The sequence below is a fragment of the Priestia abyssalis genome, assembly GCF_002019595.1.
GTDB classification, from domain to species: domain Bacteria; phylum Bacillota; class Bacilli; order Bacillales; family Bacillaceae_H; genus Bacillus_BA; species Bacillus_BA abyssalis.
This window is the reverse complement of sequence record NZ_KV917369.1, coordinates 3338731-3355046: the sequence shown is the minus strand read 5'-3', so window position 1 is coordinate 3355046 and position 16316 is coordinate 3338731. Positions and strand designations below refer to the sequence as shown.

19 protein-coding genes and 1 riboswitch are annotated in these 16316 nt (G+C 42.8%); of the genes, 12 read left to right on the top strand and 7 right to left on the bottom strand.

The features are described 5' to 3' along the window. The first annotated feature begins 39 nt into the window (after nt 1–39). On the top strand, nt 40–816 hold the full coding sequence (locus tag BK575_RS16180) for an NRDE family protein (protein ID WP_078411594.1): 777 nt from the start codon (nt 40–42) through the stop codon (nt 814–816). A 70-nt stretch (nt 817–886) separates the two neighbouring features. Here BK575_RS16180 and BK575_RS16175 read toward each other — a convergent pair whose 3' ends face one another. The 4 genes from BK575_RS16175 to BK575_RS16160 form a co-directional block, all read right to left on the bottom strand. Beyond that, nucleotides 887–1522 (bottom strand): FMN-dependent NADH-azoreductase, encoded by a 636-nt coding sequence (locus BK575_RS16175; RefSeq protein WP_078411592.1) that lies wholly within the window; start codon nt 1520–1522, stop codon nt 887–889. Between the two features lie 163 nt (nt 1523–1685). Further along, entirely contained in the window at nt 1686–2357 is a 672-nt protein-coding gene (locus tag BK575_RS16170; RefSeq protein WP_078411590.1) for a GNAT family acetyltransferase, read from the bottom strand. A 4-nt stretch (nt 2358–2361) separates the two neighbouring features. Beyond that, nucleotides 2362–3048 carry a GNAT family N-acetyltransferase gene (locus BK575_RS16165; protein WP_078411588.1) on the bottom strand — a complete coding sequence of 229 codons (687 nt, stop codon included), beginning with the start codon at nt 3046–3048 and terminating at the stop codon, nt 2362–2364. 23 nt (nt 3049–3071) lie between these two features. Further along, nucleotides 3072–3926 carry a carbon-nitrogen hydrolase family protein gene (locus BK575_RS16160; RefSeq protein ID WP_078411586.1) on the bottom strand — a complete coding sequence of 285 codons (855 nt, stop codon included), beginning with the start codon at nt 3924–3926 and terminating at the stop codon, nt 3072–3074. 321 nt (nt 3927–4247) lie between these two features. Here BK575_RS16160 and BK575_RS16155 point away from each other — a divergent pair, with 321 nt between their 5' ends. Continuing rightward, on the top strand, nt 4248–4499 hold the full coding sequence (locus BK575_RS16155; RefSeq protein WP_078411584.1) for an orotidine 5'-phosphate decarboxylase / HUMPS family protein: 252 nt from the start codon (nt 4248–4250) through the stop codon (nt 4497–4499). A gap of 200 nt (nt 4500–4699) precedes the next feature. Further along, a complete protein-coding gene (gene gnd / locus BK575_RS16150; protein ID WP_078411582.1) occupies nt 4700–5602 on the top strand; it encodes a phosphogluconate dehydrogenase (NAD(+)-dependent, decarboxylating) in 903 nt (300 codons plus the stop codon). A gap of 112 nt (nt 5603–5714) precedes the next feature. On the opposite strand, the gene BK575_RS16145 is transcribed toward gnd, so the two are convergent. After that, nucleotides 5715–6086 (bottom strand): winged helix-turn-helix transcriptional regulator, encoded by a 372-nt coding sequence (locus tag BK575_RS16145; RefSeq protein ID WP_078411580.1) that lies wholly within the window; start codon nt 6084–6086, stop codon nt 5715–5717. Nucleotides 6087–6481: 395 nt separating this feature from the next. On the opposite strand from BK575_RS16145, the gene proC reads away from it, so the two are divergent. The 3 genes from proC to BK575_RS16130 all read left to right on the top strand — a co-directional run bounded on the left by proC (nt 6482) and on the right by BK575_RS16130 (nt 9893). Further along, entirely contained in the window at nt 6482–7324 is an 843-nt protein-coding gene (gene proC, locus BK575_RS16140; protein ID WP_078411578.1) for a pyrroline-5-carboxylate reductase, read from the top strand. Between the two features lie 94 nt (nt 7325–7418). Continuing rightward, nucleotides 7419–8543 (top strand): glutamate 5-kinase, encoded by a 1125-nt coding sequence (gene proB, locus BK575_RS16135; protein WP_078411576.1) that lies wholly within the window; start codon nt 7419–7421, stop codon nt 8541–8543. An 84-nt stretch (nt 8544–8627) separates the two neighbouring features. Further along, the gene (locus tag BK575_RS16130) at nt 8628–9893 is read left to right on the top strand and encodes a glutamate-5-semialdehyde dehydrogenase (RefSeq protein ID WP_078411574.1); all 1266 of its coding nucleotides are present in this window, start codon (nt 8628–8630) and stop codon (nt 9891–9893) included. Between the two features lie 58 nt (nt 9894–9951). Here BK575_RS16130 and BK575_RS16125 read toward each other — a convergent pair whose 3' ends face one another. After that, complete coding sequence (locus BK575_RS16125) at nt 9952–10578, bottom strand: FMN-dependent NADH-azoreductase (protein WP_078411572.1); 627 nt, start codon at nt 10576–10578, stop codon at nt 9952–9954. A gap of 138 nt (nt 10579–10716) precedes the next feature. Beyond that, nucleotides 10717–11142: a MarR family winged helix-turn-helix transcriptional regulator gene (locus tag BK575_RS16120; protein ID WP_078411570.1), complete on the bottom strand. Its 426-nt coding sequence runs from the start codon at nt 11140–11142 to the stop codon at nt 10717–10719. Nucleotides 11143–11351: 209 nt separating this feature from the next. Between BK575_RS16120 and BK575_RS16115 the strand changes: the two genes are divergently transcribed. The 6 genes from BK575_RS16115 to crcB (BK575_RS16090) all read left to right on the top strand — a co-directional run bounded on the left by BK575_RS16115 (nt 11352) and on the right by crcB (BK575_RS16090) (nt 16154). Beyond that, nucleotides 11352–12170, top strand: a complete 819-nt coding sequence (locus BK575_RS16115; protein ID WP_078411567.1) for a squalene/phytoene synthase family protein — start codon at nt 11352–11354, stop codon at nt 12168–12170. Between the two features lie 187 nt (nt 12171–12357). Beyond that, a complete protein-coding gene (gene fabF, locus BK575_RS16110; protein WP_078414828.1) occupies nt 12358–13593 on the top strand; it encodes a beta-ketoacyl-ACP synthase II in 1236 nt (411 codons plus the stop codon). Between the two features lie 188 nt (nt 13594–13781). Continuing rightward, nucleotides 13782–14060: a hypothetical protein gene (locus tag BK575_RS16105; RefSeq protein ID WP_078411565.1), complete on the top strand. Its 279-nt coding sequence runs from the start codon at nt 13782–13784 to the stop codon at nt 14058–14060. Between the two features lie 211 nt (nt 14061–14271). Next, on the top strand, nt 14272–15210 hold the full coding sequence (locus BK575_RS16100; protein ID WP_078411563.1) for a magnesium transporter CorA family protein: 939 nt from the start codon (nt 14272–14274) through the stop codon (nt 15208–15210). A 69-nt stretch (nt 15211–15279) separates the two neighbouring features. Next, nucleotides 15280–15339, top strand: a riboswitch (Fluoride riboswitch). 57 nt (nt 15340–15396) lie between these two features. After that, complete coding sequence (crcB, locus tag BK575_RS16095) at nt 15397–15804, top strand: fluoride efflux transporter CrcB (protein ID WP_078411561.1); 408 nt, start codon at nt 15397–15399, stop codon at nt 15802–15804. After that, nucleotides 15801–16154, top strand: coding sequence for a fluoride efflux transporter CrcB (gene crcB / locus BK575_RS16090; RefSeq protein ID WP_078411559.1), 354 nt, complete (start codon nt 15801–15803; stop codon nt 16152–16154). The genes crcB (BK575_RS16095) and crcB (BK575_RS16090) overlap by 4 nt, the downstream gene beginning before the upstream one ends. The last annotated feature ends 162 nt before the right edge of the window (nt 16155–16316 follow it).

Sequence of the window (16316 nt, the reverse complement as noted above, 5' to 3'; positions counted from 1 at the left end):
TAAACATAAAAACAGCCAAACCAAACAGGAGGGACCAAGATGTGTCTCATTTTATTCGCTTATCAGGTTCATCCGGATTACCCGCTCATTATGGCCGCTAACCGCGATGAATTTTACGGGCGCGCTACAGCACATGCGGCATTTTGGGGAAATGGGCCTCATGTGCTGGCAGGGCGCGATTTAGAAAAAGGCGGAACATGGATGGGGGTGACCCGCAACGGACGTTTCGCAGCTATCACTAATTACCGGGCTCCCGGACAAAATCGAGTGAATATGAAATCTCGCGGATTTCTCGTCAGTGATTATTTAACAGGGACGGAGGAACCGAAAGTCTATCTCCAAGCAGTACAGCAGGAACGGGAAGCCTATAATGGCTTTAATTTATTGGTAGGGGACACAAAGTCACTTTATTATTACAGTCCGATTCTTGATGAAATACAAAAAGTTCCCCCGGGTATTCATGGGCTCAGCAATGCTGTGCTGGATACGCCGTGGCCAAAAGTGAGAAAAGGCGCTGAGAGACTGGCGCAAGCTCTTACCCGCGAAATGATAGATGAAGCAACGTTGTTGTCGGTTTTGTCCGATTCAGAAGAGGCCCCTGAAGAAGAGCTGCCGGAAACGGGGGTAGGAAAGGAGTGGGAGAAATTATTATCCCCTTTATTCATCCAAAGCGACACATACGGGACAAGGTCATCTACCGTTTTGACCATTAATCGCGATCGTGATGTGATATTTACGGAGAAATTTCTTCTGCCAGACCTAAAGGAATGGAAACAATCCCATTTTACTTTTGCCGTTGAAGAGAAGCAGCAGTAAGGCCCTCGTTATAAGCGAAGGCTTACTGCTCATATAAAGGATATTCGGTTACTGCAATGAGGATGTAAGTCTAAAATGATTTCGCCAGCTCTTGTGCCTGAGCAATGGCTTTTTCTTTGATTTCTTGAGCTTTGTCCGGGAACTGATTATGTCCTTCGACAAACAGCCCTTCAAACGAAGGAATGCCGAAAAATTGCATGATGATGCCCAAATAGCGATGGCCCATTTCCATGCCGGCGGCAGGCCCTTCCGAATAGACGCCGCCGCGTGCTTGAATGTGCAGCGCTTTTTTGTCCGTCAACAGACCGACTGGCCCTTGTTCCGTATATTTGAACGTTTTTCCGGCCGTACAGATGGAATCGATGTACGCTTTCATAACAGGGGGGAACGAGAAATTCCACATCGGTGTCACGAATACATATTTGTCAGCTGCCACAAATTGATCGGTTAACTCAGCAAGACGGCCGACCTTTGCTTTTTCTTCTGCAGACAGTTGCTCGAACGCCGTGCCCGAGCGGAGTTTGCCCCAGCCGCTGAACACATCAACATCAATATGGGGAACATCGACCTTATACAAGTCGAGATTAATGACTTCGTCGTTTGGATGGGCTTCACGATAGGCTTCGATAAAAGCCTTTCCCACGGCCATACTGTACGATTGCGTTTCATCATGCGGGTGCGCTGTAATATAAAGAACGGTTGCCATATGCTAGATACTTCCTTTCTTTCTCCATAGGATTAAACTACTTTCTTATGTTGCATTTCTTTCTCGCTGTTATTCACACAGAAGGGAAAAAGGATGTAAAATTGGCAGCACAGACAAAAAGCGTGAGGGGACACCCCTCACGCTTTTTTGCTTGTATCCATGATTAAATTGGCAATAGGGCCACCGCATCTTTTGCTTCCAATTCTTCAATCATCGTCTGCCAGGATGCTGGTTTGTTTACCAACACAGAATAATAACGTCTTAAAAAGGCGACAATCAATTCTGTGCTCAGTTCAGTAATGCCTTCTGCCATTGGAAGGAAACAAAGGTCGAGTCCCGTCACAGCCTCGGCATCATTGTTCCATGATGGATGAACATACGGGAAATCCAAACGTTTATAGCCGAGATGAGCCAATACTTCACGGCGGACAAATGGATCCATCGGCTTCACTCCGCCAAATTCATGGTAATCAATCCGGTACGGGTCATAAATTTCAGCGAACATTCCGTACAGTTGTTTACCGTTTGCAGAGGCCATCGCTTTTAAATCTTCGGCTCTTTTTTCAGCTAAAAACGGTCCAATGCCGAGACCCGCTTGGCCAATGATTGTAAAATCCGTCATAGCCACATTAAAATCCTCATAATAACGGTACTCTGTTGCACCTACTACATCTTCGTTATGAACGGCTACATACACATGAATGCCTGGGTCTTCCAGAGGATCTGCCCAAAGCGCGAATTCCAGCACTTCTTCGGGCGGGAATACGTCCTGCATTAGTTGATGCATCTTTTGAAATAGAGGGTCTTGTATATTGGTGATACGGCAATATTCCATTTTCTCATTCTCCTTTTTTAGATGTTTTTGGGCCAAAGGGGTTTTTCCACTCCATGAGTGTCCCGTAATGGCATGATTCTTCATCTTCTAAGTAGTTGGGCACGACTTTGACCGGGGTACGGCCGCAGCGCAGCAAAAAGGTGATGACCGGATCTTTCAGGTCTCCTTTGATGACCTCTTCCAGGTATTCTTCTGCTGTCATGTCACCAGCTTTTTGATAATAGCCGGGCATTCTGCCTCCGCCTAACAATCGCGTCAATCCTAGATGAACGACAACGTCATACATGGAGGTCATGAGCCATTTTCCCAACCCTAATTTTCTGTGGGAGGGACGTACACTAATGTCAACAACATATAAGGTATCTCCATTCGCATTATGGTTTCCGATATACCCGTTATCCGTGATTTCTTCCCACATATGTTCAGGGTGTTGAAGGTCGAAATCAACAAGCAGTCCAGTCATCGAACCTGCGAGCTCTCCGTCTACCTCAATGCATAACGCACCCTCCGGAAACAAGGTAACATGATTGCGCAGTTGCTCTTCATTCCACCATAAGTCAGACGGAAACGGCGGTGGAAAACATTCCTGTTGAATGCGGATTAACCCTGAAAAATCATTTTCGCCATAATTTCGGATGACCGCCGGAACAGGGCGGTCCCCGTCAAACACGTAAAATTCTTTTCGATACATCTATCCGCCTCCTTAATGTGTTCTTACCAATCCGGGTAAAGATCTGTGCGTCGGTCGCGCCATGTCGTGACGGAACCGCTTTTGCGCACCTTGTATAACAGTTCTAAATCCAAGTCTGCTGTTACAATCATATCATGATTGATTTCCCCTTCAACTAAAATGCCTTTTGGAGGGAAGGGAATATCATTTGGCGTAATGACTGCAGCCTGGCCGAAGTTTGCCCGCATAAAGTCAATGGTAGGAAGGGAACCGACCGTTCCTGTGCCGACGACATATACTTGATTTTCTACGGCTCTCGCATGACTCGTGTAACGAACGCGATGAAACCCATGGCGATCATCGGTACAAGAAGGGCAGAAAATCACATCGGCTCCTTTAGCCTTCGCCATACGAACGATTTCAGGAAACTCGATGTCATAGCATGTCAACATGGCAATCGTTCCTTTATCCGTCTCGAACACTTCTAGACCTTCCCCGGGACTCATGTTCCATTCTTCCACTTCTGTCGGAGTCATATGAAGCTTTGCCTGTTCGGCCACTCGTCCATCCGGATAGAATAAATGAGCAACGTTATATAATTTATCTTCTTTCCGGATGACATGTGTTCCTCCAACAATATGCAAATTTGTTTGTTTCGCCAACTTTATAAATAAAGACCGGTACTGTTCTGTAAAATCAGGCAGATCTTCTATGGTTAAAGGTTGTCCTTGTTCATTGCCGATCGATAGGAGCTGTGTCGTGAAAAATTCCGGGAATAGGACAAAATCCGCATTAAATTCCTGGGCTGTTTTTAAATAATGTTCGACTTGGCTGGCAAATTCATCGAAGGACCGTATCGTATGAAGATGATATTGAACCGCTGATACTCTTAATTTCATAGATGCCTCCTTTTTCTTTCGTCATTAAGCTAAAAATTCCGCCTCATATCCTTTATGGATGAGTCTATAGTCATTATTAAAAATACAACCGACTTTCACAAGTACGCACTTTCATCACACATAGTGTTGAAAAGTATACTGTTTTAGTATACTTTTCAACACTATGCAAAAAAAAGTGCGTACTTTTACATGGGTGTCATACATAGTACACTGAGTTCCAAGCAAGGGCTGAACATCATTGCTTGCCCAGATTATGGACGTGCAGCGCTAATTAAACGGCATTGCCGCATATACTAAATTTTTATTAGAAGTGAAAAATTCATGCAATTACAATTAGCATTAGATCTTGTCAACATTCCCGAAGCGAAAGCACTCGTAAAGGAAGTTGAAGAATATATTGATATCGTTGAAGTCGGTACACCGGTTGTGATTGATGAGGGACTTAAAGCTGTCAAAGAAATCAAGGAAGCATTCCCTAATTTAACGGTATTGGCAGACTTAAAAATCATGGATGCCGCTGGATATGAAGTAATGGCAGCAAGTGAAGAAAAGACCGCAAATGCTTGTTCATGAAGCATTTGCGGTCTTTTCTTGGCCAAAATAGCGTGAAAGTAGATTCTCATCATTAGAAACCCTCCATTTTGGGTAACTATAAGTTATCAATAATAATAAACAACAAGCCTTATTCGATGAAAGATAAGGAGAAAATGCTCTTTTTAGAAAATATATTTCGCTTTCTAAAAGGAAGTAAAGATGTTTAGGAGGCAAGAAACATGAAAATCGGATTAATTGGTTTAGGAAAAATGGGATTAAACTTGGGACAAAACTTAATGGATCACCACCATGAAGTGACAGCCTTCGATCTGAACGGACAGGCAGTGGAAAAGATGAAAGCATATGGCGCTAAGGGTGTATCGAGTTTAAAAGAACTCGTTAAATCATTGGAAACACCGAGAATTCTTTGGCTCATGGTTCCACATGCCGTTGTCGATTCGGTGATTAACGAGATGAAACCATTGTTAAGCGAGGGGGATATTGTAATCGAAGCGGGGAACTCTCACTATAAGGAATCGATTCGCCGTTATAACGAGCTGAAGGGAATAGGAGTATGCTTTATGGATGTCGGGACTTCCGGCGGAATGGAAGGAGCCCGCAACGGCGCTTGTTATATGATTGGCGGAGATGCTGAAGCATGGAGCTTTGTTGAGCCTATTTTCCGCGATACGGCTGTCGAAAACGGATATTTTTATGCAGGGAAAGCAGGGAGCGGCCACTTTTTGAAAATGGTCCACAACGGAATTGAATACGGGATGATGGCAGCTATAGGTGAAGGGTTTGAAGTGTTGGAAAAAAGCGAGTTCAATTATGACTATGAAAAAGTCGCAAGAGTGTGGAATAACGGTTCTGTCATTCGCTCATGGTTAATGGAATTAACGGAAAATGCTTTTTCGAAAGATGCCAAATTGGATGAAATTAAAGGAATTATGCATTCTTCCGGCGAGGGGAAATGGACGGTCGAAACGGCCCTTGATTTGCAGACGGCCACCCCGGTCATCGCCATGTCTTTATTGATGCGCTACCGTTCACTAGAAAGCGACACATTTACAGGAAAAGTGGTCGCCGCTTTACGCAATGAATTCGGAGGACATGCGGTAGAGAAAAGCGAAAAGAGATAAAGGAAACTTCCATAAGTGGAGGTTTTACTGTTCGTTAATGCGGGACAAACAGAAGGCCGAACGGGTAACGGGTGATTTCCCTTATCAAGTCGGCCTTCTCTAAATGGGTCATCTATTTCTCATAAATCGATTCTTTAATTTCCACTTTATCTTGAATGACATTTTCAATGTAGTTCTTGCCCCACTCGTACATCGAGTCCAAAATCGGCATGAGGCTTTTTCCTTGTTCTGTTAACGAATATTCAACTTTCGGCGGAACAACCGGATACACTTCGCGATGGACAATTTGATCTTCTTCCAGCTCTCGTAATTGATTGACAAGCATTCTTTGCGTAATGCCGGGAATGAGCGATTTTAATTCCCCAAAGCGCTTTGTCCCTCCTTTTCCAAGGTGCCACAATACAAGCATCTTCCACTTGCCCCCAATGACCGAAAGGGTTAATTCCTTTTCACAATTAAAGACTTTATCATCCATACGTCCCATTCATTTTCCTCCAGATTTATAAATGCTTATAGTATATTTTTTGACACTATGATATGTTTAACTACTTACTATTTCAAATGTATTATACATAGAGTGTTCACATTTGTAAAAGATAGAAGAAATGTCATTTCCTGCTCCCTTCCTTACAGTCGCCATTGTTTTCACCTGATTTCTTGATTTCTAGACCTATCCCAGATTTCTCCTCTTTAAATGATCAAATACTGTCGAAAAAAATTAAATTTTCAATTTTCAGTAACCGTTTACATCGTTGTTCTCATGCCCAATGAAAGGGGAAAGATTGGCAATTGCCGTCCTTGACATAAAAAACCAGCATGTTACCATAAATAACGTTATAAAAAAACGAACAAAAATACGAACAACCTGGGAGGAATTTGATGTTAAAAAATAAAACGATTGCTTTTTTAGGCGCGGGATCCATGGCAGAAGCGATGATTTCCGGCATTGTACACGCGGGAAAAATTCCTTGCGATCAAATTATGGTAACGAATCGAAACAACAAGGAGCGCCTTATTGAGCTTCGAAAGAAATACGGAGTAACAGTGGCAGCACGAGATGCTTTGCAGCTGGATGAAATTGATATTTTAGTGTTGGCAATGAAACCAAAAGATGCCGAACAGGCACTATCCTCAATCAAACATAAATTAACCCCCCGTCAGCTCGTTCTTTCAGTACTGGCTGGAATTACCACTTCTTTTATGGAAGAGCACCTGCATGAAAACCAGCCCGTCATTCGTGTGATGCCCAATACATCAAGCATGATGAGAGAGTCAGCAACCGCAATCTCTCCAGGTAGGCATGCCTCCAATGAACATATTTCAATAGCAAAACAACTATTAGCCTCTATCGGTGAAGTATACATGATCTCAGAAGACAAAATGGACATTTTCACGGGTATTGCCGGAAGCGGTCCAGCCTATTTCTATTATTTGATGGAACATATCGAAAAAGCGGGAAAAGCAGAAGGACTGGATCCTGAACTGGCACGCCAAATCGGAGCCCAAACGATTTTGGGAGCAGCCAAGATGATCATGGGACAAGAAGAAACGCCTGCAGAGCTGCGAGAAAATGTGACATCTCCGAACGGAACCACTGCAGCCGGGCTGGCAGCACTTGAAAAACATGGCGGTGGAGAAGCGATGATTCAAGCCATAAAAGGTGCATCCAAACGCTCCAAGGAGTTAAGCAAGCAATTCCGGCAAAAACCATTGACCGTATAGCGTAAAGTCACCTTTACTTTCTTCGTTATACCCTCTATTACAAAATCAGCCAAAAAAGATAAATGATAAAAAAGAAATCAACAGGAGTGGTTCGATGAGTCCCGACAACGGGAAAAAAAGGATTGTCATTAAAATTGGAAGCAGCTCGCTAACGAGCATGCATGGTGAAATCAGCCGCAGAAAGCTGGAACGTCTGGTCGATGAGGTCGTTCAATTGAAGGATGAAGGACTTGAAGTGTTGCTTGTGTCATCAGGAGCCGTTGCAGCCGGCTATCGAAAACTAGGTTGCCTCGAACGCCCGAGTTCTTTACCGGAAAAACAAGCGGCCGCATCCATCGGGCAAGGGCTATTGATGGAAGCTTACTCCGAATTGTTTTTGTCACATGGTTACGTGGCCTCCCAAATTTTAATTACAAGGGATGATTTTTCCGATGAAAACCGATATAACAATGCTCGAAACACAATTAATGTGCTGCTTGAGCGCGGAATCGTCCCGATTGTGAACGAAAATGACACAGTGACGATCGACCGGTTGAAATTTGGTGACAATGATACCCTTTCAGCCAAAGTGGCCGGACTTGTGGATGCAGATTTGCTCATCATTCTCTCGGATATTGACGGCCTTTATAATGCAGATCCAAGAAAAAATCCTGACGCCAAGCTGCTGGAGCACGTACATGCCATTACCCATGAGATTGAACAAGCGGCAGGAGAATCAGGCAGCTCTGTCGGAACGGGCGGCATGAAATCAAAAATCGATGCCGTTAAAATCGCGATGGCCTCAGGCATTCCGGCTTTTTTAGGAAGAGCAGGCGTACAGAATATATTGCGGGATGCAGTGAAGCAAACGGCCAAAGGAACCTATTTTGAATCAAAAGACGACACGGTTAACTTAAACCAAAAAAAGCAGTGGATTGCCTTCAATTCCGGACCAAAAGGAGAAATCATCGTCGATAACGATGCCAAAACGGCCATCGTCGAACGAAAAGAAAACTTGCTTCCGTCAAATGTGAAACACGTAAGCGGCTATTTCGAGAAAGGTTCGGTTGTGCGCATCATGGACATGGAGAAAAAAGAAGTGGGTCTTGGTATCGTGAACTATTCTTCACAGGAGTTGACAAAGCTGACGCATCGTTCAAATGAAAGCGGCGGGAAACCGGTCGTGGAGAGCGAAGGGCTCGTTTGTCATATCGAAGTACCCATTCCGGTCAGCCTGTAAAATATGAGGACAATTGCTTAAAGAAGCTGATAGCAAGTTCCCGTGATACGTAAGTAAATACCGAGAAAACAGAGGAGGCATTTGATGAGTTTAACAAAAGAAATTCTTATGACAGTCGAGGAACAAGCCATTCAAGCAAAGAAAGCGGCAAAAACGTTAAGTTTGCTGACAACAGAGGAGAAAAACAGCGCTCTGCATGTGGTCGCAGATACACTTGAATTGTATGCTGATGCGATTTTACAAGCAAATGAAACTGATTTGCAAAACGGAAGGGAACAAGGGTTCACGGATGCTTTTATGGACCGTTTGGCGCTAACGAAGGAACGAATCGCCGAATTTGCCGAGGGTCTTCGCGAAGTGGTGAAACTGGATGATCCGATTGGCGATGTTTTATCCCATTGGACACTCGATAACGGTCTTCTTGTCGAACAAGTGAGGGTTCCGCTCGGTGTCATCGGCATGATTTACGAAGCACGGCCGAACGTAACGGTCGATGCGACAGGCCTTGCGTTAAAATCAGGCAATGCCATTATCTTAAAAGGAGGCTCATCGGCTGTTTCGTCGAATAAAGCTATTGTCGATGTGATCCATCAGGCGCTTGAAAAGACGAAAATCCCAAAAGAAGCCGTGCAATTTATCGCCAGTACGGACAGGGAAACAGCACAACAACTATTTACGATGAAAGAACATATTGATGTATTGATTCCGCGTGGAGGCGCATCATTGATCAACGCGGTCGTGAACAATGCCACTGTTCCGGTATTGGAAACAGGTGTTGGAAACTGTCATCTTTATATCGATCGTGAAGCAGATGTGAAAAAAGCGATTGATATCCTCGTCAACGCAAAGACTGACCGGCCAGCTGTTTGTAATGCGGCGGAAACGTTAATTGTGCACGAAAATTGGCTTAAGGAACATAAAGATACGCTTATTCAAGCTTTAAAGGAACATCACATTACAGTGCACGGCGACACGAAAATTGTTGATATCATTCCAGGCGCGGTACCGGCAGATGAAAATGACTGGGCCAATGAATATTTGAGTCTCGATATTGCGATGAAGGTTGTCGGGCATGTCGATGAAGCCATCGAGCATATTGAACGATATGGGACAAAACATTCGGAAGCCATTATCACCGAAAATAAAGAAACAGCTAGAAAGTTTATGAGTCTGGTCGATGCGGCGGCCCTTTATCATAATGCCTCCACAAGATTTACAGATGGAGGAGCCCTCGGATTTGGCGCCGAAATCGGCATTTCCACCCAAAAGCTCCATGCAAGAGGGCCAATGGGACTTCCTGCCTTAACAACCGTAAAGTACATGATGAGCGGAAACGGGCAAGTACGTTAAAAAATAAAAAAAACGATATTCCTGCGTGCAGGAATATCGGTTTTTTCATGTGTCAAAGTTAGAATGAAGTCGCAGCTGAAGCAGCTTTTTTCAATCCTTCTTTAATGATTTCTTCCGCTTTGTCAGGAAACTGGTTATGTCCTTCTACAATGACGGTTGTGACGTCTTTGACACCCCAGAAGTTTAAGATGGTTTGGACGTAGTTAACCGCCATTTCTGCGGACTGCGCAGGACCTTCTGAGTAAACCCCGCCTCTTGCATTTAAAAGAGCCACTTTTTTCTCAGGAAGCAAGCCTACAGGACCTTCTGCTGTATAACGGAATGTTTTGCCTGCTTGACCTAAGTAGTCCAGGTAAGTGTGCAGCACGGCAGGAACCGTGAAGTTCCAAAGTGGAAAAGCAAATACCACTTTATCGGCAGAAAGAAATTGGTCTAAGTATTGATTAACTAAATCTGTTGCTCCTTTTTCATTTGAAGTTAATTCCATGCCTCTAGATAATTTAAACATTCCGTTAATCTTATCTGTATCATAATAAGGCAGGTTCTCTTTGAATAAATCGAGCTCGATAATGTGATCCTCTGGATGAGACTCTTTATAGCTGTCAAGAAACGCCTGATAAAGCTTTACGCTGACCGCTTGTTCAATAGGACGAGAGTTTGCCTTAATAAATAAAACATTTGCCATTATAATTCCCCCAATTTACTTTTTAATAAAGAAGTTGCTATAGCAACTTTTAGTGATGCGTAATATTGAAATCTCATTCATCTTACCACAGACATAGTTGCTACAGCAACTATTTAGCATGATGATAATGCACGGGGCCTACCGGACATTATCACGCATTTTAGAAAGGATTCTTCTTAATTCTTTTAATTCCTCATCCGTAATCCCATTGCATACTTGCCGATTGAATTCTTCTCCAATGGGGGTAACGCTGTGGCCAAGCTCTTTTCCTTTATCGGTCAGATATAGCTTCAATGAGCGACGGTCTTCTTTACTGGGAACTCTTTGAATGAAACCCTTGCTTTCAAGATTGGAAGCCATCCGGGCAATGTTGGTTTTATCCTTATACAACTTTTCGGCAATTTCATTTTGAGTCCTTCCATCTTTTTCCCAAAGAAGCATCATAATTAAATTTTGTTCGGGAGCGATATTAAGGGGGGCTAATTTCGTCTTTACGTAACTGGTCAAAGTCAGGTCAGTCTGATGAATGACAATGCTAATATAATCATTTAAAGATGATCTCATCTAAATACCTCGTAAATAGTAGTTGTACGAATTATATTGAAAAGACAGGCTATTGTCAATTTAATCCATTGAAATTTCTAATTGCATATTTTCTGCACGGATAACCCCTTCCTGAAAGAAGTTTCCTTTATTAATCCTTCGGGGAATGATAAAATCTAAAGATAAAGAAATTTTACGATGTGAACAAGTGAAAAAGGGGACCGTATGAGATGAGTGAAACGATCAATTTACATAGAGATGCAAAAGCGATGTTGAAGGCGACAAGCCGAACGTTCTTTATTCCCATTACTTATTTATCGTCAGGACTGCAAGAAGCGGTCATGTCCGCGTATTTGTGCATGAGAGCGATCGACGAGATCGAAGATCATCCTGAACTTCCCAACAAAGTAAAAGCCGATTTATTATATGCGATTAGTATGCTCTTGAAGAAACCTTTTCATGACAGTGAGTTAATGGACATTTTACGACCATATGAATCCCATTTGCCTGAAGTTACATTAAGACTTGCCGATTGGATTAAAGTCTGTCCGCCGGCCATTGCAGAGAACATTTTGGATGCAACATCCACGATGGCAAGAGGAATGGCCGATTGGACGTTAAAAGAATGGAACATCCAAACGGAAGAAGACTTGAATGACTACACTTTTTACGTGGCAGGTTTAGTAGGTGTGATGCTGACAGATATTTGGAAATGGCATGATGGTGTCGAGCCGGATGAATCCCTCGCCATCGCCTTTGGCCGCGGACTGCAGTCGGTCAATATTTTACGGAATCGCACGGAGGACCAGGAACGCGGCGTGAGTTTCTTTCCGGATGGATGGGAATTAGACGATATGTTTGCATACGCACGCCGTAACCTGGAACTGGCTGATGCTTACTTGAAAGATATTAAGCCTGGGCCTATCATGCATTTCCGCAAAATTCCGCTCGCCCTTGCCCATGGAACACTCGATGCCTTAATAAAAGGGAAAGAAAAGATGAGCCGAACGGATGTCATCAAAATTGTCGGCCGGGTTGTAACAGAGTGATCATTATATCGTCTTGTTTTAAGAAAGCCTCGGTTTTTAAAGCCAAGGCTTTTTTCACTGGACGAACGGTTTCAATGAGCATGAGTGCCGCCTAAAAAGGAATTCATCCTTATAAATGCGGAACAGGTAGACAGCATTTCCACTATGATGATAAGATTTTTTTAATGAATAAATGAGGAGGAAGACTATAATGAAAAAGCGAGTGGTCATTACAGGAATCGGTGCTGTGACACCTTTAGGCTTAACGGCTGAAAGCACGTGGGACAACATTAAAGCGGGTGTAAGCGGGATCGGTCCATTTACACGGGTAGATTCGAGCATCTACAATGTAAAGGCAGCGGCAGAAGTAAAAGACTTTAAACCAGAAGAGTACATGGATTTAAAGGAAGCAAGAAGAATGGGCAGATTTACGCAGTTTGCTGTCGCTGCAAGCAAAATGGCTGTCAAAGATGCCGATCTTGTCATCGATGATTCTAACGCTGAACGAGTGGGTGTTTGGATCGGTTCAGGCATCGGCGGTTTAGGCGAATTTGAAGAACAGCACATCAATTTCTTAAATAAAGGAGTTAGACGGGTCAGTCCATTCATTATCCCGATGCTAATTCCAGACTTGGCTTCAGGGAGAGTTTCCATTGAATTGGGGGCAAAAGGAATCAATTCCTGTACCGTGACCGCTTGTGCGAGCGGAGCCAATTCCATCGGGGATGCCTTCAAAGTCATTCAACGGGGGGAAGCCGATGTCATGATTACAGGAGGAACGGAAGCATCGATTACTCCTATGACAATTGCCGGCTTCCAAAACATGACAGCGCTCTCTACCAACCCAGATCCAAAAACCGCGTCAAGACCATTTGATAAAAACCGTGACGGCTTTGTCATCGGAGAAGGAGCCGGCGTTTTAGTATTGGAAGATTTGGACCATGCTTTAGCTCGGGGTGTCAAAATCTACGGTGAAATCGTCGGGTACGGTGCAACAGGCGATGCGCATCATATTACGACACCGGCTCCAAATGGGGAAGGCGGACAGCGCTCCATGCTCATGGCATTAAGAGATGCTGGCTTGAACACAACGGATGTCGATTACATTAACGCGCATGGGACGAGCACTTATTATAATGATTTATACGAAACTCAAGCCATTAAAGCGGTATTCGGAGAACATGCCTATAAGCTGGCAATATCATCTACTAAATCAATGACCGGCCATTTATTGGGCGGGGCAGGTGCCATAGAAGCCATTTTTTCTGTATTGGCGATCCGTGATAACGTTATGCCTCCAACGATCAATTATGAAGCACCGGATGAGGAACTTGATCTTGATTATGTTCCAAACGAGGCACGACAACAAGAAGTGAATGTCGTGCTAAGCAATTCATTGGGATTTGGCGGACACAACGCAACGCTTATTTTCAAACAATATTAAAATCTCATTCAGAATCCCTTTACCTATCGTGTAAAGGGATTTTCTTATGGTCACACATATGTATATCTCCTCTTTCATACGATAGAAGAATGACAATGAAACTGTTCACCCATTTTAGGCAAGAGGAATAGAAAACTTCCGCATTTCACTGTATAATAATATGGGTACTCTTATTTGGAGGGGAATAAATGGACATAGACCTCGAATTACAGGAAAAGGAAGTATTTCGGGAAATTGTGTGGGAAGGAAATTTTGACCGGATTGCCATCTGGCTGGATGGAGAATGGTCTGTATTTGCTTCCGTTCATTATGAACAAAAAAAGAAAGACGAAGAACCAGTATATATATTACAGCAGCAACAAGTGATGGATGCTTATTCTTCAGATGAAACGCTTGATTTTCTCATACAAGAAATCGAAGATATGTTAAATGCCCGCATGAGAAACAGCACGTATGAACAGGCATAGACATATGGTGTCATGAATTCCTGTCTTAATGAAATGAAGGTAAAAAAGGAGTTGATATTTTGGACAGCTGCGGTTCTCTTGAACCTGAACCAATGAATATTTCGGAGGAAGTCAACATTGCATTTTACAGGACGAAATACAAGCTATCGCGAAATATTCAACTCCTTAAAAAGTAATGAGTCTTCCTCAATCTACATGAGGAGGGGAAACAATGCTAGAAATATATTTATCAGATGAAGCCGGAAAGCTTCAAGAAATAAACGAAATTTCTAAAGGGTGCTGGATTAACCTTACGAATCCTACCGCAGAAGAAATTGATTATGTTGTCACACACTTAAACATCCCCGTTGAGTTTATGAAAGACGCTCTCGATGATGAAGAAAGATCCCGTATTGAAAAAGAGGATAACGATATATTGATTATTATCGATTATCCTTACATAACACACGATGAAGCCGGCTTTCCCATTTACGAAACCATTCCGATTGGCATGATTATAGCGGATAACTGCTTTGTGACGGTTTCGTTAAAGGAAACCCCGATTTTAGAAAGCTTTAAAAGAAATAAAATCAAGGGGTTTTATTCTTTTAAACGAACAAGGTTTTCCCTGCAAATCCTTTATGCCATTTCCACTTACTTTTTGAGATATTTAAAGCAAATCAACAGAAAAACGGATGAAATTGAAAAAGAACTGCATCAATCGATGAAAAACAAGGAAATTTATGCTTTTCTTGCTTTACAAAAAAGTTTGGTTTATTTCAGTACCTCTTTAAAATCCAATAAGGCCGTTCTGGAAAAAATTCTTCGCTTAAATTATTTAAAAATGTACGAAGAAGATAAGGACTTGCTGGAAGACGTCATCATCGAAAATACACAGGCAATCGAAATGGCCGATACGTATACGGTCATTTTAAACAGTATGATGGACGTGTTTGCCTCGATCATTTCAAATAATTTAAATAGCGTCATGAAATTTCTCGCTTCGATTACCGTGATTTTAGCTTTTCCCACAATCGTTGCCAGCATTTATGGAATGAATGTCGAATTGCCTTTTCAACATGAACCCCATACTTTTTTCTTCATAATTCTTACGGCCATCTTGTTATCGAGCGCAACCGCCATTGTTTTCTGGAAGAAAAGGTTTTTCTAGAAGGTCATATTTCCACCAGTTATTGAAAAAAGCTGGATTACCATATGAAATATGTACGATTAAAGGCTGAAACCTATAGGCGATGGAGTTCGCCGTCATTGCCATCGTGCTGATGACTCCTGCTCATTGATTCAATGGGTAGGAGTCTATTTTTTTGCCTACATTAATGAAAGAGGTGAGATTGCTGTGAATTATTTATTGGTAGGAATAGGCGGAGTAATCGGCAGCCTGCTCAGATATTACTTGGGAGAGTTCACCCATTCCTGGTGGGAGTATCATTTTCCTTTAGGGACGCTGCTGATTAACTTGATCGGTTGCTTTGTGCTGGGGTGGTTTACGAACAGAGTCGTCAAACTGAAATTGTTCCACCCCCATGTCCTGGCAGGTCTCGGTACTGGATTAGTCGGGTCTTTTACGACGTTTTCGACATTTAGCGTCGAAACGGTCCATTTAATCCAAAGCAATTCGTGGGCATCCGCTTTTCTATATGTCCTGCTTAGTTTGTTTGGGGGGCTTTTAATGTCGTGGTTAGGCTATGAATTGGGCCATCGTTCTTTTAAACGAATACATAAGAATGGGGGAGAAGCATTATGACGGCATTATGGATTGCCATTGGCGGCTTTTTAGGAGCCATCTCCCGATTTACGCTAAGTACATGGATACATAAAAAATTCAGTTCGAATTTTCCGCTCGGGACATTGTTCGTCAATTTATTGGGCTCTTTTTTGCTGGGCTGGATCGTTGGAAAAGGGCTGTCCTCAGGTTTTTATTCTTTTTGGGGAATTGGGTTCATGGGGGCATTTACGACGTTCTCCACATTTAAATTGGAAAATGTTCAACTAAGGGAAAAAAGAAATCATCCCGTCCTCTTTTATTATTTGGCTTCCAGTTATGCCGGGGGGATTGTATTGGCGTTTATCGGCATATTTATAGGATCTCATTAAGGGGGATAAAACAGAGCAAGGGATATGCTTAAAATAAGCAGCCTTTTCTCCTGTTATTTATTAGGGGTTCAGTTAACTCCAGTATAAGGTTCTTCCATCTCAAATCGACTTATATAAAGAAAGGGCCATGGATGTCAATCCATGGCCCTTTCTTTATATAAC

What these genes read in the sequence shown, in the direction of transcription:
- BK575_RS16100 (WP_078411563.1), top strand. Translation starts at nt 14,272, where the DNA reads ATGCTAGAAATATATTTATCAGATGAAGCCGGAAAGCTTCAAGAAATA.
- BK575_RS16105 (WP_078411565.1), top strand. Translation starts at nt 13,782, where the DNA reads ATGGACATAGACCTCGAATTACAGGAAAAGGAAGTATTTCGGGAAATT.
- BK575_RS16180 (WP_078411594.1), top strand. Translation starts at nt 40, where the DNA reads ATGTGTCTCATTTTATTCGCTTATCAGGTTCATCCGGATTACCCGCTC.
- BK575_RS16125 (WP_078411572.1), bottom strand. Translation starts at nt 10,578, where the DNA reads ATGGCAAATGTTTTATTTATTAAGGCAAACTCTCGTCCTATTGAACAA.
- crcB (WP_078411559.1), top strand. Translation starts at nt 15,801, where the DNA reads ATGACGGCATTATGGATTGCCATTGGCGGCTTTTTAGGAGCCATCTCC.
- BK575_RS16115 (WP_078411567.1), top strand. Translation starts at nt 11,352, where the DNA reads ATGAGTGAAACGATCAATTTACATAGAGATGCAAAAGCGATGTTGAAG.
- gnd (WP_078411582.1), top strand. Translation starts at nt 4,700, where the DNA reads ATGAAAATCGGATTAATTGGTTTAGGAAAAATGGGATTAAACTTGGGA.
- BK575_RS16175 (WP_078411592.1), bottom strand. Translation starts at nt 1,522, where the DNA reads ATGGCAACCGTTCTTTATATTACAGCGCACCCGCATGATGAAACGCAA.
- BK575_RS16145 (WP_078411580.1), bottom strand. Translation starts at nt 6,086, where the DNA reads ATGGGACGTATGGATGATAAAGTCTTTAATTGTGAAAAGGAATTAACC.
- BK575_RS16130 (WP_078411574.1), top strand. Translation starts at nt 8,628, where the DNA reads ATGAGTTTAACAAAAGAAATTCTTATGACAGTCGAGGAACAAGCCATT.
- BK575_RS16160 (WP_078411586.1), bottom strand. Translation starts at nt 3,926, where the DNA reads ATGAAATTAAGAGTATCAGCGGTTCAATATCATCTTCATACGATACGG.
- proC (WP_078411578.1), top strand. Translation starts at nt 6,482, where the DNA reads ATGTTAAAAAATAAAACGATTGCTTTTTTAGGCGCGGGATCCATGGCA.
- BK575_RS16155 (WP_078411584.1), top strand. Translation starts at nt 4,248, where the DNA reads ATGCAATTACAATTAGCATTAGATCTTGTCAACATTCCCGAAGCGAAA.
- proB (WP_078411576.1), top strand. Translation starts at nt 7,419, where the DNA reads ATGAGTCCCGACAACGGGAAAAAAAGGATTGTCATTAAAATTGGAAGC.
- BK575_RS16170 (WP_078411590.1), bottom strand. Translation starts at nt 2,357, where the DNA reads ATGGAATATTGCCGTATCACCAATATACAAGACCCTCTATTTCAAAAG.
- BK575_RS16165 (WP_078411588.1), bottom strand. Translation starts at nt 3,048, where the DNA reads ATGTATCGAAAAGAATTTTACGTGTTTGACGGGGACCGCCCTGTTCCG.
- BK575_RS16120 (WP_078411570.1), bottom strand. Translation starts at nt 11,142, where the DNA reads ATGAGATCATCTTTAAATGATTATATTAGCATTGTCATTCATCAGACT.